26 protein-coding genes are annotated in these 21,148 nt (G+C 36.7%); 11 read left to right on the top strand and 15 right to left on the bottom strand.

Annotation, left to right across the window (positions count from 1 at the left end):
* Positions 1–53: 53 nt before the first annotated feature.
* Positions 54–1,055, bottom strand: coding sequence for a TAXI family TRAP transporter solute-binding subunit (locus tag M3175_RS17100; RefSeq protein ID WP_251521464.1), 1,002 nt, complete (start codon positions 1,053–1,055; stop codon positions 54–56).
* 258 nt (positions 1,056–1,313) lie between these two features.
* Between M3175_RS17100 and M3175_RS17095 the strand changes: the two genes are divergently transcribed.
* The 3 genes from M3175_RS17095 to M3175_RS17085 all read left to right on the top strand — a co-directional run bounded on the left by M3175_RS17095 (position 1,314) and on the right by M3175_RS17085 (position 3,093).
* Positions 1,314–2,036: an alpha/beta hydrolase gene (locus tag M3175_RS17095; protein WP_371321706.1), complete on the top strand. Its 723-nt coding sequence runs from the start codon at positions 1,314–1,316 to the stop codon at positions 2,034–2,036.
* A gap of 115 nt (positions 2,037–2,151) precedes the next feature.
* Complete coding sequence (locus M3175_RS17090) at positions 2,152–2,664, top strand: YjcG family protein (protein ID WP_251521460.1); 513 nt, start codon at positions 2,152–2,154, stop codon at positions 2,662–2,664.
* A 6-nt stretch (positions 2,665–2,670) separates the two neighbouring features.
* Positions 2,671–3,093: a GNAT family N-acetyltransferase gene (locus M3175_RS17085; protein ID WP_251521458.1), complete on the top strand. Its 423-nt coding sequence runs from the start codon at positions 2,671–2,673 to the stop codon at positions 3,091–3,093.
* Between the two features lie 28 nt (positions 3,094–3,121).
* Here M3175_RS17085 and M3175_RS17080 read toward each other — a convergent pair whose 3' ends face one another.
* A complete protein-coding gene (locus M3175_RS17080) occupies positions 3,122–3,412 on the bottom strand; it encodes a hypothetical protein (RefSeq protein ID WP_251521456.1) in 291 nt (96 codons plus the stop codon).
* Positions 3,413–3,525: 113 nt separating this feature from the next.
* Here M3175_RS17080 and M3175_RS17075 point away from each other — a divergent pair, with 113 nt between their 5' ends.
* Positions 3,526–5,814, top strand: a complete 2,289-nt coding sequence (locus M3175_RS17075) for a UvrD-helicase domain-containing protein (RefSeq protein WP_251521453.1) — start codon at positions 3,526–3,528, stop codon at positions 5,812–5,814.
* 41 nt (positions 5,815–5,855) lie between these two features.
* On the opposite strand, the gene spoVIF is transcribed toward M3175_RS17075, so the two are convergent.
* The 6 genes from spoVIF to M3175_RS17045 all read right to left on the bottom strand — a co-directional run bounded on the left by spoVIF (position 5,856) and on the right by M3175_RS17045 (position 8,807).
* Entirely contained in the window at positions 5,856–6,110 is a 255-nt protein-coding gene (gene spoVIF / locus M3175_RS17070; protein ID WP_119707282.1) for a sporulation-specific transcription regulator SpoVIF, read from the bottom strand.
* A 132-nt stretch (positions 6,111–6,242) separates the two neighbouring features.
* Positions 6,243–6,365, bottom strand: coding sequence for a YjcZ family sporulation protein (locus M3175_RS17065; protein ID WP_119707281.1), 123 nt, complete (start codon positions 6,363–6,365; stop codon positions 6,243–6,245).
* An 88-nt stretch (positions 6,366–6,453) separates the two neighbouring features.
* Positions 6,454–6,810: a stage V sporulation protein AE gene (gene spoVAE / locus M3175_RS17060; RefSeq protein WP_119707280.1), complete on the bottom strand. Its 357-nt coding sequence runs from the start codon at positions 6,808–6,810 to the stop codon at positions 6,454–6,456.
* Positions 6,811–6,824: 14 nt separating this feature from the next.
* Positions 6,825–7,844 carry a stage V sporulation protein AD gene (spoVAD, locus tag M3175_RS17055; RefSeq protein WP_251521450.1) on the bottom strand — a complete coding sequence of 340 codons (1,020 nt, stop codon included), beginning with the start codon at positions 7,842–7,844 and terminating at the stop codon, positions 6,825–6,827.
* Complete coding sequence (spoVAC, locus tag M3175_RS17050; RefSeq protein ID WP_251521447.1) at positions 7,844–8,317, bottom strand: stage V sporulation protein AC; 474 nt, start codon at positions 8,315–8,317, stop codon at positions 7,844–7,846. Before spoVAC ends, spoVAD begins: the two co-directional genes overlap by 1 nt.
* 16 nt (positions 8,318–8,333) lie before the next feature.
* Complete coding sequence (locus M3175_RS17045) at positions 8,334–8,807, bottom strand: YhcN/YlaJ family sporulation lipoprotein (protein WP_251521445.1); 474 nt, start codon at positions 8,805–8,807, stop codon at positions 8,334–8,336.
* A gap of 217 nt (positions 8,808–9,024) precedes the next feature.
* Between M3175_RS17045 and M3175_RS17040 the strand changes: the two genes are divergently transcribed.
* Positions 9,025–9,966: an EAL domain-containing protein gene (locus M3175_RS17040; protein WP_251521442.1), complete on the top strand. Its 942-nt coding sequence runs from the start codon at positions 9,025–9,027 to the stop codon at positions 9,964–9,966.
* Between the two features lie 57 nt (positions 9,967–10,023).
* On the opposite strand, the gene fabI is transcribed toward M3175_RS17040, so the two are convergent.
* Complete coding sequence (gene fabI, locus M3175_RS17035) at positions 10,024–10,800, bottom strand: enoyl-ACP reductase FabI (RefSeq protein WP_251521439.1); 777 nt, start codon at positions 10,798–10,800, stop codon at positions 10,024–10,026.
* Between the two features lie 163 nt (positions 10,801–10,963).
* Positions 10,964–12,340 carry a magnesium transporter gene (gene mgtE, locus M3175_RS17030; protein WP_251521436.1) on the bottom strand — a complete coding sequence of 459 codons (1,377 nt, stop codon included), beginning with the start codon at positions 12,338–12,340 and terminating at the stop codon, positions 10,964–10,966.
* 147 nt (positions 12,341–12,487) lie between these two features.
* Between mgtE and prpE the strand changes: the two genes are divergently transcribed.
* Positions 12,488–13,225, top strand: a complete 738-nt coding sequence (gene prpE, locus M3175_RS17025; protein ID WP_251521433.1) for a bis(5'-nucleosyl)-tetraphosphatase PrpE — start codon at positions 12,488–12,490, stop codon at positions 13,223–13,225.
* Positions 13,226–13,237: 12 nt separating this feature from the next.
* Here prpE and M3175_RS17020 read toward each other — a convergent pair whose 3' ends face one another.
* The 4 genes from M3175_RS17020 to M3175_RS17005 are packed head-to-tail and all read right to left on the bottom strand — an operon-like array spanning position 13,238 to position 16,022.
* Positions 13,238–14,125 carry an RluA family pseudouridine synthase gene (locus M3175_RS17020; protein WP_251521430.1) on the bottom strand — a complete coding sequence of 296 codons (888 nt, stop codon included), beginning with the start codon at positions 14,123–14,125 and terminating at the stop codon, positions 13,238–13,240.
* A gap of 17 nt (positions 14,126–14,142) precedes the next feature.
* Entirely contained in the window at positions 14,143–14,940 is a 798-nt protein-coding gene (locus M3175_RS17015; RefSeq protein ID WP_119710511.1) for an NAD kinase, read from the bottom strand.
* Positions 14,941–14,964: 24 nt separating this feature from the next.
* Positions 14,965–15,603, bottom strand: a complete 639-nt coding sequence (yjbM, locus tag M3175_RS17010) for a GTP diphosphokinase (RefSeq protein ID WP_066054880.1) — start codon at positions 15,601–15,603, stop codon at positions 14,965–14,967.
* A gap of 44 nt (positions 15,604–15,647) precedes the next feature.
* Positions 15,648–16,022: a UPF0738 family protein gene (locus M3175_RS17005; RefSeq protein ID WP_251521427.1), complete on the bottom strand. Its 375-nt coding sequence runs from the start codon at positions 16,020–16,022 to the stop codon at positions 15,648–15,650.
* A 135-nt stretch (positions 16,023–16,157) separates the two neighbouring features.
* On the opposite strand from M3175_RS17005, the gene M3175_RS17000 reads away from it, so the two are divergent.
* The 5 genes from M3175_RS17000 to M3175_RS25700 all read left to right on the top strand — a co-directional run bounded on the left by M3175_RS17000 (position 16,158) and on the right by M3175_RS25700 (position 19,259).
* On the top strand, positions 16,158–16,739 hold the full coding sequence (locus M3175_RS17000) for a CYTH domain-containing protein (protein WP_251521424.1): 582 nt from the start codon (positions 16,158–16,160) through the stop codon (positions 16,737–16,739).
* Between the two features lie 8 nt (positions 16,740–16,747).
* Positions 16,748–17,365 carry a lytic transglycosylase domain-containing protein gene (locus M3175_RS16995; RefSeq protein WP_251521421.1) on the top strand — a complete coding sequence of 206 codons (618 nt, stop codon included), beginning with the start codon at positions 16,748–16,750 and terminating at the stop codon, positions 17,363–17,365.
* A gap of 159 nt (positions 17,366–17,524) precedes the next feature.
* On the top strand, positions 17,525–17,932 hold the full coding sequence (locus M3175_RS16990; RefSeq protein ID WP_251521418.1) for a globin domain-containing protein: 408 nt from the start codon (positions 17,525–17,527) through the stop codon (positions 17,930–17,932).
* Positions 17,929–18,801 carry a ClpXP adapter SpxH family protein gene (locus M3175_RS16985; RefSeq protein ID WP_251521415.1) on the top strand — a complete coding sequence of 291 codons (873 nt, stop codon included), beginning with the start codon at positions 17,929–17,931 and terminating at the stop codon, positions 18,799–18,801. Before M3175_RS16990 ends, M3175_RS16985 begins: the two co-directional genes overlap by 4 nt.
* A 218-nt stretch (positions 18,802–19,019) precedes the next feature.
* Positions 19,020–19,259 (top strand): hypothetical protein, encoded by a 240-nt coding sequence (locus tag M3175_RS25700; RefSeq protein ID WP_503328611.1) that lies wholly within the window; start codon positions 19,020–19,022, stop codon positions 19,257–19,259.
* 35 nt (positions 19,260–19,294) lie between these two features.
* On the opposite strand, the gene pepF is transcribed toward M3175_RS25700, so the two are convergent.
* Positions 19,295–21,112 carry an oligoendopeptidase F gene (gene pepF, locus M3175_RS16980; protein WP_251521412.1) on the bottom strand — a complete coding sequence of 606 codons (1,818 nt, stop codon included), beginning with the start codon at positions 21,110–21,112 and terminating at the stop codon, positions 19,295–19,297.
* Positions 21,113–21,148 lie beyond the last annotated feature (36 nt).

Here is a 21,148-nt window from a genome sequence, read left to right as displayed (position 1 = left end):
TAACCTAATTGGTTATAAAAGCCGGTCGGTCACATTTTCACCAAACTACTTTATTATTCAGCTTTAATACCTTTTTCATCATAATACTTCTGTGCACCTGGATGGATGTCAATTCCCACACCATTTACAGCATTTTCAGCTGAGATTAACTTACCTTTTGCATGTGTCACTTTATCTAGGTTTTCAAAGATAGCCTTCGTGATATCGTATACAACATCTTCAGAAAGGTCTGAACGAACAACTAACATAGCTTGAACAGCAACAGTTGCCACTTTATCTGTTAGACCGTACGTACCAGCAGGAACTTCATCCTCAATATAATACGGATATGCTTCAATTAATTCTGCAATTTTATCAGTAGCAATTGGTACAATCACAATATCTTCTGTAGCAGATAGACCTTCCACTGCTCCTGTTGGTGTTCCAGCAGTAACGAATGCAGCATCAATTGTTCCATCTTGAATACCTGCAGTAGACTCATCAAATGATAGGTCTTGCTTCTGGATATCATCGAATGATAAACCATGAACCTCTAAAATTTGTTCTGCATTAGCTGCCGTACCTGAACCTGGAGCTCCTACGGAAACTTTTTTCCCTTTTAAGTCTTCAACAGATTTGATACCTGACTTTGCAGTAGTAACAATTTGAATTGTTTCTGGATATAATGTTCCAATTGCTTGAACATTATCAACTGCATTTCCTTCAAACATTAATTTTCCGTCTTTAGCATATGAAGCGATATCAGTTTGTGAAAAGGCAATTTCTGCGTCACCAGCTTTAAGTGTCGTCATGTTCTCAGCAGAAGCACCTGATGTTTCAGCATTTGTTTCAATACCAGTTGCATCTGAAATAATCGATGCGAATGACCCACCTAACGGGTAGTATGTACCACCAGTTCCACCAGTTACAATACTAATGAACTTTGGTTTTTCAGCACCTGAATCACCGCTATCCTCAGTACCAGTTCCCTCGTCCTTGTTTGCTCCACAGGCAGCAAGCACCAGTGACAGTACCAACATCAGAACAGTTGAGAGAAGAAAACGTTTCTTTTTCAATGGAATTCCCCCTTTATAAATTTCCAGTTTTTCGTTTTTAATTTTATCATAACCTTTCATTAGTTTGTCAAACTATTTGGTACAACTTGCATATCACCAACAACTTTCCTATTATTCATTCTGTTACACTGTATTTATTTATGTATTTCTATACTGTATTTATACATTAGTAAAATAAATTTATTTCCATACAATATTTATGTTAGAATTTTAATTAGTACCTTTATATTCCAATTAAAGGGGGAATGATCAGTGAATATCCTAAAAGGAACAATCCAAGACTTGTTATTTTATAGTTACGAACTTAATGAAGAGATAAACCTTTTAGTATATAAGCCAGCCAATTTTTCACCTTTGTACAAATATCATCTCCTTGTTACAGCTGATGGGAAGGATTATTTCCAATTAGGTAGAATGGCAATGCTTTGTGATGGTCTACTTTCCGAGAAAGAAATAGAGAATATTATTGTCGTTGGAGTTCCTTATGATACAACTAAAGACCGCAGGGAAAAATATCATCCGACAGGTATCAAGCATGAAGCTTACATCCGCTTTTTGGCTCATGAGCTTATACCATTTCTAGATCAAGAGTTTCCAACCTTTCAAATGGGGATGGGACGGGCTTTAATTGGTGATTCCCTGGGGGCTACTATTTCTCTACTGGCCGCAATCAAGTATCCTAATACATTCGGAAAGGTCATTCTTCAATCCCCATACATTAATAAGAGTGTCTTGGAAAAAGTGATGAATACAAACACCACTAGCCTTCTCTCCATTTATCATAGTATTGGTAAACACGAGACAGCCGTAAATCTGACTGATGATAAAGTGTACGATTTTCTAACACCGAACCGTGAATTGAACAAATACTTAAAAAAGCACTCTCTTTCCTATGTTTATAATGAATTTGATGGAGATCATACTTGGACATATTGGCAAGGAGACTTAAGAACGTCGCTAAAAGCAATGTTTGGCTCATAATACAAAGGGTATTACGGACCATGTATGGGTATAATTATATAAATGATTTTGAAAATTTGTTATAATATTCAATATTCAGGTCTTCTATATTACATAGATTAACGGAGGTCATAAAATGAAATTTGGAATTGTTATTTTCCCAGGAAAAACACTTCAAGATTTAGCTAATTCATACAGAAAGCGCTATGATCCTCATTACTCACTCATTCCACCACATATCACATTAAAAGCACCATTTGAAGCAAGTGAGGATGAGGCAAAAACATTAGCAAATAAACTTGAAGATATTGCAAAAAGATTCTCTCCTTTACATATTCAGATACCGAAATTTAGTTCTTTTCATCCCGTAAACAATGTTATTTATTTTAAAGTAGAACCTTCAACTGAGATAACGGATCTACATGAGGCGATTGATGCACTTGGGTATGGAGAGGCTACAGAATATTCGTTTGTTCCTCATATTACGCTAGGACAAAGATTATCAGATGATGAGCATTCAGATGTTTTTGGATCTTTAAGAATGCAGAAGATGAATCACGAAGAATATGTTGATCGATTCCATCTTTTATATCAATTAGAAAATGATTCATGGACTGTTTTTGAGACTTTCAGGCTTGGAAAGGAATAGATACTAGTGAATGTAGAAATCGTTACAACAAACGAACAACTCGAAGATGCTTTTAAAGTTCGAAGACTGGTATTTGTGGAAGAACAACAAGTACCTGAAGAAGAAGAGATTGACCAGTACGATGATGAGTGCACTCACTTTGTCCTCTATGATCAGGAATTGCCTATAGGTGCTGGCCGCTTTCGAAATATAGATGGCATCGGAAAAGTGGAACGAATTTGTGTGCTGTCACAGAGCAGAGGGACCGGCGCTGGAAAATTAATAATGGATAAAATCGAACAATATGCCAAACAAAATAATTATTCTGCATTAAAATTAAATGCTCAAACTCAAGCCATCCCATTTTACGATAAATTAGGATATGAAATCATATCTGAAGAGTTTATGGATGCTGGCATTCCACATCGAACAATGAAGAAATATATATAAAAAAATGCCTCATTATTGAGGCATTTTTTCATACGCTTATATCAAAGTACTTTCCTTTTCCTGTAATCTCATATATGTGTGCTAGTGCATCATTTGTAGGTCTTACTACTTTTCTTTCTTCTCTTTGAATTAATTTCTTAGAAAAAGAAGATTGCTGGTGCTGATTCCCCTCTGAGGTTCCACTTTTTATCGGATTTACTCTATTTACCGATTCATATTTATATGGATCTCTTGATGCTATTAAGTTTCTCTCTATATACTGGTTTGATTGAAAATTAACTACTGGAGCAATATAGCCCATCTTCTTCACCTCTTTCATAAATCTCCTTGAGCTTTTGGAAAAATAAAACTTTTATTTTTTCTTCTTTATGTAGGAGTAATTGTTTTGTTATGATAGAGTTCGATTGAGTTTTAGATTTTAAGGGGTTAATTATGAAAATTGCTATAAAAAATAATGAAAAAGTTAATTTGAACATTTTAGATAGAGAGAATTATCAATTTGTATATGATGAAGCTAAGAAAGGTAAACTCCATTGTCCCATTTGTAAAGAACAGGTCCGATTGTATTTAGGAATACAAGAGGAGCCCTATTTTTATCATATGCTACGAAAGCATTCGGATTGCAAAGATATAGAGGTTAAACCGGCAGAAATGGTAAATGAACCTATTGAATATGTTGAACGAAATGGCTTCAAAATACCCGTCACACGTATGATTGTATCTCCAGCCAAACATCATTCGTTTCAGCCATCAATACATGTAAAAGCTTCTCCCTCCTTTCAACCAACCGTTCGGCAAGAAACAACCATAACCTCACACTATATAAAACAATTATTCAACAATGGTTTCCAGCTTGATGATCAACAACTAAATGCGGTTACAACCGTAAATGGTTCTGTCCTCGTTGTTGCTGGTGCTGGTAGTGGTAAGACGAGAGTGTTGACTACAAGAGCTGCATATATGCTTTATGAGCTGAAAATAGACCCAAAATCAATCATGCTCGTTACGTTTACAGCAAAAGCAGCTACTGAAATGAAAGAAAGGCTTCACCAATATCCTCTCCTTTCACCTTCAGACATCAAAAGACTGTTAACTGGTACATTTCATAGTATTTTTTATAGAATACTAGCTTACCATGAGCCAGAAAGATGGCATCCATCTAAACTGATAAAAAAGGATTGGCAAAAGGACCAAATTCTTAAAGACGGTGGCAAAACCATTTCACTTGATGAAAAGGAGTTTGCATATGATTTAGCTCTACAACAAATTGGATATTGGAAAAATACGTTTCTTCTTCCACAGGATGTACAAACGGTTAGTCGTTGGGAGGAGCAAGTGTTACATTTATATAAATATTATGAACAAGAAAAGGAAAAGAAGAACCTTTTTGACTTTGATGATATGCTCATCGGATGTTACCAATATTTAACCGAGCATCCAGATGTTTTAGAGATGTATCAAAATCGATTTCAATACTTTTTAATTGATGAGTTTCAAGATATTAATAAAGTTCAATATGAGTTGATTAAATTACTATCTCGGAAAACCGAGAACTTATTTGCCGTTGGAGATGACGATCAATCTATTTATGCATTTCGAGGTAGTGACCCTAATTACCTTCTTTCATTTGAAAAAGATTTTCCAAATAGTACAATGATCATCCTAAACCAAAATTACCGGTCCTCACATGAGATCATTTCAACTGCCAACCGGATCATTGAAAAAAATACAGCTCGTAGGAAAAAAAATATGCATGCTCAATATCAACATTCTCTTTCGCCTTTGTTGTTTTATCCTTTTGATGAAGAAGAGGAAGCAACCATGATTGTTCAAGATATACATGAGAAACTACAAAACGGGTATGTTCCAAATGATATCGCCATCTTATACCGAACGAATACCGGGAGCCGAGCAGTTTTTGAAAGACTGGCAACCACAAGCTTTCCTTTTCGTATAGATCTGGATTCCGAGAACTTTTATGAACGTTATCTAGTAAAATCCATGTTGTCCTTTCTACGTCTAATTATTAATGAAGATGACCAGCACGCGATTAGTCAGATACTCCCGATTCTCTTTATTAGACAGGCCGTTATGAGTGACTTAAAAGCAAACAGCATTTTGAATGATTGCTCGATGCTCGAATGCTTATCCAATATTTCAACGGGACATGCTTTTCAAGAAAGAAAACTAAAAAAACTATTACCATCCATTAGAAGCTTGAAAGGCCGCACTCCGTTAGAGTGTATAGAATTCATTGAAAAAGAAGTAGGATTTGCTGATTATTTAAAAAAGCGCGGCAATGAAGGAAATAGTCTTGAAAAAGGATCTGATGATATTAGAGATTTGAAGGTTGCAGCTAAAAACTTCCAAACAATCATTGACTTCCTGGACCATACGAAACATATGAGTGCTATGAATAAAGAAATTAAACAGCTTAGTAAACAGCTTGAACAGGCAATTACCCTTAGCACCATTCATCGAGCAAAAGGATTAGAATACCGAGTGGTATATATTCTTGATGTTGTCGACGGTGGGATTCCCCACGACTACGCACTAGACTCTTTGAGGAATGGCGAGTCTGCACCAATAGAGGAAGAACGTCGTTTACTATATGTAGCGATCACTCGGGCTCAAGAAGAATGCTATTTAGCGATACCACATAAGAGAAGAGGCAAAAATGCTAAGCCCTCTAGATTTTTGGCTCCCATCCTTCCTAAATAAAGAGAGAAGCTTCCTAATTTTTAGGAGCTTCTCTTTTTTAATTATTTTTTATTAATCATTTTAGATAACGTATTAAAATCAAGTTGTTTTCCATCAGCAACGATTGAAGAAACGATTTTATCTTCCATTTCCTTCGTCACTGGTTTGTTTGCAATTTGAGATACACGTTTGATTACATTGCGAACGGTTTTTTCATCTTTAAAGTTTGCATTTTGTAATGAACCAGCCAGTTCAAGAATGTCTTTCATATTAACGCCTGTTTTCTTCTCCACATTTTTGAAAAATTGATTATCCATTCTTAAAACCACGCCTCCTTTTTAAGCTACTCTCATCTTATGAAGAGAACATAAAAAGGGTGATTTTTGGACAGGAAAAAGACCGTTTCTTTGTATAGAAACGGTCTTTTTTCCTACACTTCGTTTTGGAGATTAGTTGTAAAAGCTAGCTCCAACAATAATTAACAGGATGAATAATACAACGATTAATACGAAAGTTGATCCGTATCCACCGCCGTTGCCACCATAGCCGTAGCCGCAATAACCGTAACCCATATCAAGTCACCTCACTTTTCCTTGACTTACTTATAACGTATGTAAGTGACCTGAAAACGTGTAGGCTTTGTCCTATATTTAAAAATTTTTAGCCTTTTGGCTTAAATATTAGAGCACCGATGAATGCAAAAACGATTGCAGCTGAAATACCTGAGCTTGTAATCTCAAACATACCAGTTAAGACCCCAATTATTCCATGCTGTTCAGCTTCTTGAAGGGCACCGTGAACAAGGGTGTTCCCAAAATTTGTAATTGGTACAGTTACACCAGCACCTGCAAAATCGGCTAATGGTTCGTATAATCCAAACCCGTCTAATACCGCTCCAATAACAACAAGCGTACTTAATGTATGCGCAGGGGTAAGCCGTGCTACATCAAACATGAGCTGTCCGATTACACAAATGGCACCTCCAACAACAAATGCCCAAAAAAACATAGCGAGCATCTCTCTTTCCTCCCTTATTCATTCATTTCAATAGAAACCGCATGGGCAATACAAGGAATGGTTTCATTTTGTTGAACAGTAAGAGGTGAAAGAAGTGCTCCTGTTGCAACGACTAGAATTCGCTTGTATACCCTCTTTTTCATCTCATTTAACAGATGTCCATATAATACCGTTGCTGAACAACCTGCCCCGCTTCCTCCGGATTGAGCAGGTTGATCTTCATGGTATATTAACATGCCACAATCCTTAAATTGCTCTCTTTTAATTGGTAAGCCTTCCTTTTCCAATAATCCAAACGTTGTTTCATGTCCAATTTTCCCAAGATCTCCTGTTACAATTAAGTCGTAATAAGAAGGATCAATTTCCAAATCCTTAAAATGAGCTAAGATCGTATCAGCTGCTGCAGGAGACATTGCCCCCCCCATATTAAATGGATCTGTGAGACCGAGATCAATCACTTTACCTATTGTGGCTGATGTTGTAACTGGCTTCCCGCTATCCTTCCCCTCATTTGCTTTGACCAGCGCAACACCTGAACCAGTTACGGTCCATTGAGCAGTAGGTGGCTTTTGTCCACCATACTCAGTAGGGTAACGAAATTGCTTCTCAACAGCCGCATTATGACTCGTAGCACCTGTCAGAATATAATTTCCTCCTCCATAATTAACAAAAAACGAGGCAAGTGCTAATCCCTCCATAGATGTTGAACAAGCACCAAATATACCGAGATATGGTACTTTCAACTGTCTTGCAGCAATGCTCGTTGGAGTTATCTGATTAATAAGGTCTCCAGCAATCATGAACTGTACATCATCTGCCGTTACACCCTCTTTTTCAAACGCTGTATTTGCTGCAACTTCGAGTAAGTGACGGTGGGCTTTCTCATAGGAATCTTCTGCCATCCATAAATCATCAAAAAGAACATCAAAATCACTCGATAACCTGCCATTTGCTTCGAATGGACCACCAGTAACTCCTGTAGCAGCAATAACGGGGCGATTATTAAATATCCATGATTGTTTTCCTTTCAGCATTATATTGCCCCCAGTTTGATTAATATCGTCTTAATTAACGCAACCACAAATGCTGAAAATACCCCAAATAAAACAACGGACCCTGCTAGTTTAAATAAGTTTCCACCTACACCGAGAACAAATCCCTCTGTTCTATGTTCAATCGCAGCGGAGATGACCGCATTTCCAAACCCCGTTACAGGTACTGCGCTACCTGCCCCTGCAAATTGACCTAGTCGGTCGTATACCCCAAAGCCTGTTAAAAGCATGGAGATAAACACCATTGTTGCTACTGTTGGATTTCCTGCTGTTTGCTCTGTAAAGCTAAAGAAATAAATATAAAAATAAGTGATAGCTTGACCAATCATGCAGATGAACCCTCCAACTAAAAAAGCCTTTAAACAATTCTTAAAGACTGGTCTTTTTGTTTCAAAGTTCTTCTCAAACTGCTTATATTGTTCTACCTCTTTTGATTCTGGCTTTTTGTTCCCCACCTTCACATGCTCCTTTCTAAGTTAGTTCTTTTTTCAGCTCTATGATTTCTTCGAGTTTTTTCTTTGCGTCCTTTTCGGAAAAATCCGGATTTTTCATTTTATCGTTTAGCTCAACAGCTTCTAAAAATATTTTATAATCACTCGAGACTATGAAATTCTCCTTCGGGTACTTTTTTTCAAGCATTTTATTAATTTCCCCTTCAATTTTGACCATATGAAAACGTTGCATATGTTTCACCTTATACGCTACTAGTATTTCCTCCTCACCTTTAACAACCGCAACATCATAAAGTTCATCAAATTTAGCAACATCCTTTTTTATAGAGGACACCAACTTTTGTTTATCCTCTGATTTCTCATCAAGAATGATGGGATCAGGATCACTTTTTTGAATTAAAGACATCCCACTGTTCTGCGTAGCATCAGTGTTACAGGAAGTAAGTAAGGCGGTTAATACAGTTATAAAGGTGAGAGTGACTAATTTTTTCATACCATTCCATCCTTTTGTTCTTATTCTTGTAGTTATTTTTTCAATAATTGAAGATTTTATGTTGTTTTGTATTTGTATATTTATTCCATAAGCAATTAGTTAAAAGGTTTAAGTAATATTTACAATTTCTTCATTAAATTCATAAATTCATATGCTAATGTCGAAATAGAGTGAAAAAGATCAAATTGGATCGTTTTTCAGGGAAGGAGCTTTTTAAATGAATTCAACCGCCTTAATCAGTCAAAACATTATCCAACTTCACACATATAGTGACTTAGAAATCCGAAAAGAGTTTCAGACCCTATTAGCTAAGAAACAATTAAGAACGGTTTTCCAGCCAATTATTGATCTCACTAATGGCAACATCTTGGGATTCGAAGGCTTAACTAGGGGACCTACCCAAAGCAGATTCCAAGCACCACTTCAACTATTTAAGTATGCAGAAGAATATGGCTCATTATATACACTTGAAAAAATAGCTAGGGAACTGGCTTTTGAAAATAGTTCAAAAATCCTTAGTAAGGACGAAAAGTTATTTATTAATCTTAGTCCTCAGGTGATTTACGATCCAAGTTTTACTCCAGGACATACCGTATCCTTACTTAAACAATATAAACTCTCCCCTCAAAACATTGTGTTTGAAATAACCGAGCGAAGTGCAATTGAGGATTTTTCTGCCTTCACAAAGGTCCTTCACCATTATCGTGACCAAGGATTTCAAATTGCTGTAGATGATGCTGGAGCCGGTTATTCTTCCCTCCAAGCTATTTCGGAAATTCAACCTGATTATATAAAGGTCGATCGCTCCCTGATTAGTAAAATTCATGAGAATAATGTAAAAATACATATTTTGGATGCATTTGTAACCTTTGCAAAGAAAATGGATGCAATTATTATTGCGGAGGGTATTGAATTAGAGGAAGAGTTAGAGGCTGTTATTCAATTAGGAATTGATTGTGGGCAAGGGTATTTTATATCCAGACCAAGCTTTCCTGTCGTGAGTATTGATGAGACACTTGTTGAAAAGATCATCAGCAAACATACACAATCAATCAAAAAAAGAATAAAAAAACCCATCATTGTCCATCTTGACGATGAAATTGTTATTATGGACAGTAATCAAATCATTAAAAAATTAGCTGTCGGACAACTACTTTAAACGTAAAAGAGCCAATAAAAAAATCCTGCGTCTATAATAGAAGCAGGATTTTTTTATTTATCTAGATAGTAAGTGGTATCCAGAATCTACATGTAAATTTTCACCAGTCATTCCGCGTGAGAGATCGCTAAATAGGAATAATGCTGTATCCCCAACCTCTTCCTGTGTTGTTGCATGTCTTAAAGGAGAGTTCTCCTCAATTTCCTTTAGAATTAAATTAAAATCGCTGATACCCTTAGCTGATAATGTTCTTATTGGACCAGCTGAAATAGAGTTCACACGAATATTGTTTGGTCCTAAATCATTGGCTAAGTATCTTACACTTGCTTCTAGAGAAGCTTTTGCCACACCCATTACATTGTAATTTTTAATTACTCGCTCTCCACCAAGGTATGTTAGCGTAACAATGCTTCCACCTTCTGACATTAACCCTTTTGCCTCTTTCGCAACCGCTGTTAAGGAATATGAGCTAATATTATGTGCTAATAAGAATCCATCTCTAGTTGTATTCATGTATTCCCCTTGCAGTTCTTCCTTGTTTGCAAAAGCGATACAATGAGCAATACCATGAATAGTTCCCACTTGTTCTTTGATTGAAGAGAAACATTTTGCGATGTCCTCATCAGAAGTGACGTCACAAGGAATTAGAAGAGCTTGTTGACCTTCTAGCGTTTCAACTAATTTACGAACTTCACTTTCAAACCTTTCCCCTGCATAAGTGAAGATTAAGTTTGCACCCGCATCATGTAAAGAACGAGCAATTCCCCATGCGATACTACGCTTATTTGCTACGCCCATTACAACTATATTTTTTCCTTTTAAAGAAAGGTTCATTATGTATATCCTCCTAAATAAGAATCTGTTATTAGTACCTAGTACTAATATTACATGATTTTTTTCAAAAAGAAAAGACTTAATGATTAAGGTTGCCCATAAAGCCTGAGGTCATAACGGTTTTGAAATCATACCATTTATTAATAATAGAGTAGGGTTCCCTCTAACCTATCAAATACCCCATAAATATAGTTGCCATACCTAAATAAATGAGAAGACTAATAATATCGTTTACCGTTGTAATAAATGGACCTGATGCTACCGCAGGATCTACTTTGAGTCTGTGCATAATTAGCGGAACTAATGCTCCAGCTAGTGTGGCAACAATTAGTGTCAGCAAGATGGATATCCCTACGAGCATACCTAAGAAAATATCTCCTTTCCATAGATATACAATAATCATCACTAACACTCCACAAGTTGTTCCTGTTATCACACCTGTTCCCGCTTCTCTTATGACTAGCTTTGATTTCTCCTCATTTTCTAAATCACCTGTTGCAATTCCTCTAACAGCAACAGCCAAGGCTTGAGTACCGGTATTTCCTGCCATACCCGCAATCAAAGGAATAAACACCGCCAAAATAGCTACTTGGTCTAAGGTTTGTTCAAATCTCCCCATTAAATTTGCAGTAATCATTCCTAAAAACAAAAGTATAATTAACCACGGCAGTCTTTTTTTCGCAGCGGAGAGTGGACCTCTATCAAAACTATCGATACCTGAGACAGCCGCTAGCTTTGAATAATCATCAGACGCTTCCTCTTCCATAACATCCATTACGTCATCTACGGTGATAATCCCGAGAAGATGATTTTGAAAGTCTACCACCGGTAATGCTAAGAAATTATAGTCTTTCATCTTCCTTGCTACTTCCTCTTGGTCCTCTCCAACCCCAACAGAATGAACACGTTCATTCATAATTTCTTCTACCATCTGATCATCATCACTGACTATCAAATCTCTAAGGGAGATAACACCAACTAACCGCTTTTCATCGTCTACGACAAACAGATAATAGATGGTCTCAGCTGTTGGTGCCTCTCTTTTTAGAATATACATCGCAGAACGTATAGTTTGATTTGCTGAAATCGAGATAAACTCTGTAGTCATAATACTACCTGCTGTATACTCTTCATAATGAAGTAACTCTTTAATCTCCTGAGCTGCCTCATTATCCATAATGGCCAGATAACTAGCAACTTGGTCTTTACTCAGCTCATTAAGAACATCTACAGCATCATCTGCATGCATATTAGCAAGCATTTCAGCAGCATAAGACGGTGTCATTTGCGAAAGAACTTCTTTGTAATCTTCATCCTCAATTTCTATATTCTCGAAGATCCCAGCCATTTCTTCCGGTGATAAATAATGATAGATTTTAGTTTGATTTTCTTCTTCCAAATCCTTAAAAAATGAAGCTTGATCATATGGATGTAATTCTAAAAATTCTTCTCGAAATTTCCCTATATCTTCATTTTGTAAAGATTCGAATAATAAATCAAAATCAATATGTTGATTTTTTTCTAGACTGTTATCAGCCATTATTTCTCCTCCTTCCTTCCCATACACTCATCTTTGTAGTTTACCTTTCCCTAAATTAAACATGAAAAAACACACGGTGGAGAATCATAATGTGATGAAACTTATGAGAAAATAGTTTATAGAGACGGGAAAGGAGAGTATCGCAAAATGAAATTAGATATCATTGGTGACATTCACGGATGCTTTGAGGAATTTAAGCTGCTAACAAAGAATTTAGGATATGAGTGGAGCAACGATTGTCCCTTGCATTCTGAACGTAAATTGGCTTTTGTTGGGGACATAACAGATCGTGGCCCACAATCCCTTAAAATGGTCGAACTTGTCTATTCCATTGTTATGGATCAAAAAAGCGGATATTACGTTCCGGGTAATCATTGTAACAAACTTTTTCGATTTTTTCTCGGTAGGAACGTTCAAGTAACTCATGGTCTTGAAACAACTGTTGCAGAATACGAGGATTTAGCGAAAAAAGAAAAAAACGAAATTCGTGAAAAATTCATTCGTCTATATGAGTCCTCTCCTCTTTATCACGTATTAGATAATAAAAAGCTTGTAATTGCCCACGCTGGAATTAAAGAGGATTTAATTGGGAAACAAGGTGAAAAAGTAAAAACATTCGTTCTATATGGTGATATTACAGGAAAAACGAACCCCGATGGCACACCAGTTAGACGAGATTGGGCAAAATCATATCAGGGAAATGCAACGATTGTCTACGGTCACACACCCGTTAGGGAGCCTAGAATCATGAATAATACGTATAATATTGATACAGGCGCTGTATTCGGAGGGAACCTAACTGCTCTTCGTTACCCGGAGATGGAACTAAAATCTGTCCCTTCTTCCATGCCTTTTGTTCAGGAAAAATTCAGGCCTTTTGAATAAACGAAAGGGTATTTATTCAAAAAGCCTTGTCATTTCTTCAGGTAATGGAGAGGAAAACATCATTTCTTTTTGATAAATCGGATGAAAAAAGGTAATTTCTCGGCAATGTAATGCCTGCCGCTGTATAAGTTCTCGTAATCCGCCATATAAATCATCACCCAAAAGAGGATGTCCAATATGTTTCATATGCACTCTTATTTGATGAGTTCTACCTGTTTCAAGACGTAGCTGGATGTGAGTAAATAACGGATAGCTCCCTTTAACAATATAGTGGGTACAAGCATATTGGCCATCATCCATAACTTCTCTTTCAATGATACTATCCTTATTTCTTCCAATCGGTGCGATAATCGTTCCTTTCTTTGTTGACAAAGCTCCATGAACAAATGCTTCATATATCCGGTGAACCCCTCCACTTCTTTGCTGTTTGCTAAACAAGTGGTGAATATGTCGGTGCTTTGCAATCAATACAATGCCAGATGTATCGCGATCAAGTCGTGTAACTATATGAGCCGTTGATTGAAGATTAATGGATTGATAGTACCCAACTAATGCATTAGCAACACTGCCTGTCGGATGTTCCCTTGAAGGAATAGAATTCATCGCAGCTGGCTTATCAATTACTAATACATAGGGATCTTCGTAAAGAATCAACAAGGGGATCTTCTCTCCTACAATCCCCTCACTATGTTTTTCAGATGGATAATATACTTCAAGAAGATCTCCTTGCTTTAACTCATACCTAACCGTCATTTCCGCTCCATTAACCAAAATACGACCACCATTAAATTTGATATCTGTAAGGGCGGTTTTTGATATATCTTTTTCTTTTAAATACTCCCTTATTAACACCCCAGCGTGTGTTTCATCGATAACCCATTGAAGTTTAAATTGTGACATGTACGGTCTCCTGCTTGTTAGTTATCCGCTACGAAAGAATCTCTTACTCTCTTCCAGAATGGGAATGGTCGGAAACGAGCAAAGCGGATCTTTTCATCTGCAACTCGAAACTGAATGGATTTTACATCTTTATGAAGAAGAGTCAAATGGTCAATGGTTAATTGAAAATCTGGACCATTAACCGGTTTTAGCATACATGTATGATGAGCCGGTAAAACAAGTGGGGACCCGATTGTTCGGAACACACGGTTATTGATTGATGCCATTTCAGCTAATTGTATCGCAGGTAATGATGGATGAAGAATCGCTCCACCTAACGCCTTATTATACGCGGTGCTTCCAGATGGAGTGGACAAACAAAGGCCATCACCACGAAAGCGTTCAAACTGCTGACCCCGTATTTCAACATCCATCACTAATGTACCTTCCACACTTTTGACAGTGGATTCATTTAACGCCAAATATCTCGTTTCTCTTCCACCATGTTGATAACGAACGATGACCTCTAATAATGGATACTCAATGACTTGATAAGGTGTTTTAGCAATTGCAATGACAAGCTTCTCAATTTCCTCAGGGATCCAATCGGCATAAAAACCTAGATGTCCCGTGTGAACGCCAACAAAGGCTGTTCGATCTAAGCGGCTACTATAGCGATGGAACGCATAAAGTAACGTTCCATCTCCCCCAACTGAAATCACAATATCTGGTTGATCCTCATCGTAAATAAGTTCAAAATCCTGCAAATAAGTTCTCATTTTATGCATGAGCGTATTAGATTTTGAGTCTCCTTTTGACGTAATCGCAAATTTCATGACCAAGTTCGCTCTCTTCTATAATTAATTATTTCCTTCTTGATGCAGCTCTTTTTTCCTTGAAAAGAATGCTTGTGCATCTTGGATTTCCCCACGAATAAGGGACATTTCTTCATCAAGTCGAAAAGCAGCTTCTGCTGCTCTCTGTAATCTTACTCTAATATCCTCAGGAAACTGCCCACGATATTTATAATTTAGGGAATGCTCAATTGTTGCCCAAAAGTTCATTGCGAGTGTTCTTATCTGTATCTCAACAAGTATCTTTTTCTCCCCTTGAATTGTCTGAACAGGATATCGAACAACTACATGGTAAGAACGATACCCACTTGCTTTTTTATGAGAAATATAATCCCTTTCCTCAACAATTTCAAAGTCATTTCGAAGACGAAGAAGTTCCACAACCCTTTTAATGTCATCGACAAATTGACACATCATCCGAAGGCCTGCAATATCCTGCATTTCTGTCTCTAACTTATCGAGGGGAATCGATTTTTGATTGGCTTTATCTAAGATACTTGCGATCGGCTTTACTCTACCAGTAACAAATTCAATAGGTGAGTGAGAGGATTTCATTTCGAATTGCCGTCTCATCCCTTTGAGCTTTACCTTTAGTTCTTCCACCGCTTGATTGTAGGGAGCCAAGAATTTTTCCCAGTGCTTCATAAAGTCACCTCATCCGGACCATTTTTTTGTATTGGTGGGTGATATTAGTTACAAAAACACTCTTCTACTTTTGTAACCATTTCCTCTCCATAGTTGCTATTACCTTTTATATTGTCAATTAAGTACAGTAATTCTTCCCGCAGGTTTGGTAACACAATCGTTTCATTACCATTAGAAAGGTTATATTTGCAATTGTTCTCCAATCCTTCTTTTAAGATTGGCCATGTATCGAGAGTTAGCTCAACATACATAAAGCTTTCATCTTTTTCAACAATGTATACAAAAGCTAATTCATTTGAATCCACAAGCACTTGACCCGTTGCACTTAGCTCTTTTATAGAAAAATCATTGTTTACTATTAATATCACTTCATTTTTTTCATTTTTGATTGCATTTTCCACATAAATTTTTTCTCTCATTTTTCATACCTCCACACTCCCCCTATTTTATCATAAGTGGCTGAATTATCCACTTCTCATGCAATCACTTATTGAAATTGAACACGTAACAACCGATAATTAAACATAGCATGAGTAGAGAAAGGAAGAACAATCTTGAGCCAACATATCGAAATTGAGTTTAAAAACATGCTCACGAAAGAGGAATACCTTCATTTGATAACAGAATTTTCGATAAATGAAACTATGATTGATACGCAAATTAACCATTATTTTGACACAGAGAAATTTCAACTAAAAGAAATGGGCAGTGCCTTACGAATTCGTGAAAAGGAAGGGCGTTTTGAGCTTACATTAAAACAGCCCTTAGCGGTTGGTCTTCTTGAGACAAATCAAGAATTAACAAAGGACGTAGCCTTTTCGATGTTACAAGGTGGCTCTCTCCCAAGCGGTATCGTTAGGGACCAGTTAGAAAAAAACGATTTTCCCATCAATAAGCTTCAATATTTTGGTTCTTTAACGACGAAACGGTGTGAGTTACAATATAAAGGTGGTTTATTAGTTCTAGACCATAGTTTATATTTATTAAAAGAAGATTATGAGCTAGAATATGAGGTCGAGGATCCGGTAGAGGGTGAATTAACTTTTAAACAACTTCTCCAATCCTTTAACATTCCCATTCGAGTTACTGAAAATAAAATTAAACGTTTTTACAACCAAAAATACTCACTTCATTGAGGTGTCACATGAATATAGATAAACTAAAAATTATGCTTCAACTTCAGGCATTACAAAATTTTAATACTTCATCTCATTCATCATCCGGAAACATATTTCAGGATCTAATGAATGAGATGCTGTTAGAGGAAGGTGACTCTCTTTCACAGTTAAGTGGGCAAACAGGAGCTCCTCCAACTACCACCCTTTTAAACCAAACGCCTTCTTTACCACCTATTAATATGACGAAAATCTCTAGTACTGGAAGCTCAACAGAATTTGATTCAATCATTCAAGAGGCTGCCGTTAAATACAACTTACCTGAAAACTTAATCAAATCCGTTATAAAACAAGAATCTAACTTTAACCCCAATGCAGTTAGTGGTGCAGGAGCTTCCGGTTTAATGCAACTAATGCCGGCTACTGCAAAAGGACTTGGAGTGACTAATGTATTCGACCCTAGAGACAATATTTTTGGTGGAAGCAAATACCTACGTCAAATGCTAGATAAATATAACGGCAATACAACATTAGCTTTAGCAGCATACAATGCAGGACCTGGAAATGTGGACAAGTACGGAGGTATTCCTCCCTTTAAAGAAACTCAAAATTATGTTAGAAAGGTTACGAGTCATCTGCTAGCATAATACACACCGTCTGTTACCAAACAGACGGTATTTTTATGAGTAATTTATGATAGGAAATAACCTCCTAATGCACATTGTTTGTGATATAAACTCCGCACTGATAAAATAGTACTATCAATTGGCAAAACGAAAAAAGATATGTTTAAAGGAGTTTTTAAAATGGTCGAAAACATGCTTACACCTTTTGATATGATCGGTGAAGAAACATTGCATCGGCTAGTTGATGCCTTTTATCATCGAGTTGGGCAACATCCAGATCTGACTCCCATTTTTCCGAATGATTTAACGGAAACAGCGAGAAAACAAAAGCAGTTTTTGACACAATACCTAGGTGGACCAACTCTTTACACGAACGAGCATGGGCACCCGATGATGCGAGCTCGTCATTTACCTTTTGAAATAACAGAGACAAGAGCTAAAGCATGGCTCGGATGTATGCGAGAAGCTATGGATGAGGTTGGTCTATCCGGTCCTATCCGAGATGAATTTTATGCGAGACTTGTGCTAACAGCTCAGCATATGATAAATACTGATGAAAATGAAGAAATGAAAGGTGAGAGAACGTGAGGAATCGAGAAACATTACCAACGACTCCCTCCTACTATTGTTGTGGAAATGAGAAGAAGCCGCTTGAAATTTATATGTTTATTGATCCTCTCTGTCCAGAATGCTGGGCACTTGAGCCAATTATAAAGAAACTACAAATTGAATACGGCCGTTTTTTTTCAATCAAGTATATTTTAAGTGGCCGCCTAGCATCATTAAATATGAGCAAAAAGCAAAAATACGAGAACATTGCAGACTTATGGGAAAAAACTGCAAGCCGAACAGGCATGTCTTGTGATGGAAGTCTTTGGTTTGACAACCCTATTTCATCTCCTCATTTAGCCTCTATAGCAATTAAAGCGGCTGAATTGCAAGGAAGAAAAGCCGGGATTCGCTTTTTAAGAAAATTACAGGAGGGTATTTTTTTAGAAAAACAAAACATCTCAAGCTTTGAGGTTTTAAAAGAAATGGCTAGTTCTACCGGCTTAGACGTGGATGAATTTGTTCTTGATATTCATTCGGATTCGGCTGGTAAAGCCTTTCAATGTGACTTGAAAATTACGTCCGAAATGGAAGTGGACGAAATCCCAACCTTGGTTTTCTTTAATGAGAATATTGAAGACGAGGGAATTAAGATTACCGGATATTATCCGTATGAGGTATATGAGCAAATACTTGAAGAAATGTTACCAATGAAGCCCGAGAAAAGTACTCCTCCTACTTTAGAGAGCTTTCTAAAATGCTTTAAGCTCGTAGCAACAAAGGAAATCTCAGTGGTTTATAATATGTCTATAAATGAAGCCGAAAGAGAAATGAAAAAGCTACAATTAAAACAAATTGTTGAACAAGTTCCAGCTAAATATGGTATGTTTTGGCGCTATATTGAATAGCGCTAATTCTATGTAAAAAAGAAAAGGCCATACAAACCTGTCTGTTTGTAAATGGCCTTTTCTCTATTTAAATACGAACAAAGGGGATGGGAGAAATTTTTCACGGTCAAACAAAGGGGTATATGTTTGCTTGTGATCAACTTCACATCAATAATATATCACGAATTAGATTATTCGACAATAATTGTGCTCGCTATTTCACAATATTGTCATAATCTATGAATGATTACTGGGACAAACGAATATATCTATATAGAAGGAGAAGGAAAAGGAGTGATTATATGGCACAAACCATCGGCTTATGGATGATCGTCTTATTTATTATTATTTCTTTCATACTAAATCTTTTTGGATTATTAAATATTTTCCCTCTGATCATTACAGCACCCCTATTATTTCTTTCCTTATTGTCCCTAGTTCTCTTTTTAAATGAACGAAAACGATTCAAGGGTTTATAAAAGTCCCTCCCGATTGGTCGGAAGGGACTTCACTTTTATGATAATAATGCTTCCATTTCATTTAACTTCTCTTCAAATACCTTGCATGCTTCCTCAATTGGCTTAGAACTAGTCATATCAACTCCGGCCTTTTTCAGAACTTCAATCGGATAATCTGAACTACCTGACTTTAAAAAGTCTAGATAACGATCAACAGCTGGTTGACCTTCTGTTAAAATCTGCTTGGACAATGCTGTTGCAGCACTATACCCCGTTGCGTACTGATACACATAATAATTGTAATAGAAATGTGGAATTCGAGACCATTCTAAGCCAATTTCTTCGTCAATTTCTATATCTTCTTCACCAAAGTACTTTTTATTCAGTTCATAGTACTCTTTTGTAAGAAGATCCGCTGTTAATGCTTCATTATCTTGTGCTTTTTTATGAATTAAATGCTCATATTCTGCGAACATCGTTTGGCGGAACACGGTACCTCTAAATCCTTCTAAAAAGTGGTTAAGCAAGTACAGACGTTTTTGTTCATCATCAATTGTCTTTAATAAATAATCATTCAATAGCGCTTCGTTACATGTAGATGCAACCTCTGCTACAAAAATAGAGTAACTACCGTATGCATATGGTTGTTCTTTTCTAGTGTAATAGCTGTGTACCGAATGGCCAAACTCATGAGCAAGAGTAAACAAGTTATTAACATTATCCTGCCAGTTCATAAGGATATAAGGATTTGTGCCATATGAACCTGAGGAGTAGGCGCCACTTCGTTTCCCTTTATTTTCGTGAATGTCTACCCAACGGTTTGTAAAACCTTCTTTTAATACATTTAGATAATCCTCACCAAGAGGTGCTAACCCTTTAAGAATAAGATCTTTCGCTTCTTCATAAGGAATTTCCATCTTCACGTCCTTTACAAGCGGTGTGTAAAGATCATAAATATGAATTTTATCAAGTTTCAATACCTTTTTCCGTAGTTTCACATAGCGGTGAAGCAAATGTAAGTTTTTATTGACCGTATTAACTAAGTTTTCATATACAGATTCTGGAATATTATCAGCCGCTAAAGCTGCATGTCTTGCTGAACTATATTTTCGTACTCTTGCATTAAAGTTGTCTTTTTTCACTTGACCACTTAATGTACTAGCAAAAGTATTTTTAAACTTTCCATACGTATCATAAACCGCTTGAAAAGCATCCTTTCTAACTCTCTGATCCGCACTTTCAAGGAAACGAATATAGCGACCATGAGTTACGTCCACTTCATTTCCATTTTCATCTTTAATACTTGGAAATTGAATATCTGCATTGTTCAACATTCCAAATGTATTACTTGAGGCACTCATTACTTCTGATGCTTCTGCAAGCAGGGCCTCCTGTTCTGCAGATAATACATGTGGCCTTTGCAGGTTTAACTCATCTAAAGAATGCTCATAAAGTTTTAATTCTTCTTTTTCATTTAGAAATTGTTTTACTTTATCTTCGTCAATAGACAGTATTTCTGGAACAATATAGGCAAGTGTACTTGCTGCCTGCGTGTAGAGATTTTTAATACGGTCATCTAACCCTTGATAAAAAGAATTGGTTGTATCCTGATCGTATCGCATATGGGCATATGTATACAGCTTACCAATTCTCTCTAGCAACTGGTCCTGTGCTTGTAAAGCCTGAAATAGAGAATCTGCATTTTCTCCAAGCTTTCCCTGATAGCTTGACAAAGAAGGAATTAACTGTTTAACTTCTTGAAATTCGCTTTCCCATTGTTGATCAGTTTGGAAAATATCCTCAAGTTTCCATGTATCCTCCAATGGAACTTCACTTCTAGTAGGAAGTTTCTTTACTGCCGTTTCATTTGCCATTGTTATTCCTCCAATCTACTCACTTCTATTTTTGGT

Origin of the sequence: Robertmurraya korlensis, assembly GCF_023715225.1 — a bacterium.
In the GTDB taxonomy this organism is placed as follows: Bacteria; Bacillota; Bacilli; order Bacillales; family Cytobacillaceae; genus Robertmurraya_A.
Note: the sequence above shows the minus strand (reverse complement) of the source record. Positions and strands in the feature narration are given on the sequence as shown.

Excerpts from the sequence above, each read along its gene's own strand:
- M3175_RS17090 (WP_251521460.1), top strand. The coding sequence starts at position 2,152 with ATGAAATTTGGAATTGTTATTTTCCCAGGAAAAACACTTCAAGATTTA.
- M3175_RS17080 (WP_251521456.1), bottom strand. The coding sequence starts at position 3,412 with ATGAAAGAGGTGAAGAAGATGGGCTATATTGCTCCAGTAGTTAATTTT.
- M3175_RS17075 (WP_251521453.1), top strand. The coding sequence starts at position 3,526 with ATGAAAATTGCTATAAAAAATAATGAAAAAGTTAATTTGAACATTTTA.
- spoVIF (WP_119707282.1), bottom strand. The coding sequence starts at position 6,110 with ATGGATAATCAATTTTTCAAAAATGTGGAGAAGAAAACAGGCGTTAAT.
- M3175_RS17065 (WP_119707281.1), bottom strand. The coding sequence starts at position 6,365 with ATGGGTTACGGTTATTGCGGCTACGGCTATGGTGGCAACGGCGGTGGA.
- spoVAE (WP_119707280.1), bottom strand. The coding sequence starts at position 6,810 with ATGCTCGCTATGTTTTTTTGGGCATTTGTTGTTGGAGGTGCCATTTGT.
- spoVAD (WP_251521450.1), bottom strand. The coding sequence starts at position 7,844 with ATGCTGAAAGGAAAACAATCATGGATATTTAATAATCGCCCCGTTATT.
- M3175_RS17045 (WP_251521445.1), bottom strand. The coding sequence starts at position 8,807 with ATGAAAAAATTAGTCACTCTCACCTTTATAACTGTATTAACCGCCTTA.
- M3175_RS17040 (WP_251521442.1), top strand. The coding sequence starts at position 9,025 with ATGAATTCAACCGCCTTAATCAGTCAAAACATTATCCAACTTCACACA.
- fabI (WP_251521439.1), bottom strand. The coding sequence starts at position 10,800 with ATGAACCTTTCTTTAAAAGGAAAAAATATAGTTGTAATGGGCGTAGCA.
- mgtE (WP_251521436.1), bottom strand. The coding sequence starts at position 12,340 with ATGGCTGATAACAGTCTAGAAAAAAATCAACATATTGATTTTGATTTA.
- prpE (WP_251521433.1), top strand. The coding sequence starts at position 12,488 with ATGAAATTAGATATCATTGGTGACATTCACGGATGCTTTGAGGAATTT.
- M3175_RS17020 (WP_251521430.1), bottom strand. The coding sequence starts at position 14,125 with ATGTCACAATTTAAACTTCAATGGGTTATCGATGAAACACACGCTGGG.
- M3175_RS17015 (WP_119710511.1), bottom strand. The coding sequence starts at position 14,940 with ATGAAATTTGCGATTACGTCAAAAGGAGACTCAAAATCTAATACGCTC.
- yjbM (WP_066054880.1), bottom strand. The coding sequence starts at position 15,603 with ATGAAGCACTGGGAAAAATTCTTGGCTCCCTACAATCAAGCGGTGGAA.
- M3175_RS17005 (WP_251521427.1), bottom strand. The coding sequence starts at position 16,022 with ATGAGAGAAAAAATTTATGTGGAAAATGCAATCAAAAATGAAAAAAAT.
- M3175_RS16995 (WP_251521421.1), top strand. The coding sequence starts at position 16,748 with ATGAATATAGATAAACTAAAAATTATGCTTCAACTTCAGGCATTACAA.
- M3175_RS16990 (WP_251521418.1), top strand. The coding sequence starts at position 17,525 with ATGGTCGAAAACATGCTTACACCTTTTGATATGATCGGTGAAGAAACA.
- M3175_RS25700 (WP_503328611.1), top strand. The coding sequence starts at position 19,020 with ATGAATGATTACTGGGACAAACGAATATATCTATATAGAAGGAGAAGG.
- pepF (WP_251521412.1), bottom strand. The coding sequence starts at position 21,112 with ATGGCAAATGAAACGGCAGTAAAGAAACTTCCTACTAGAAGTGAAGTT.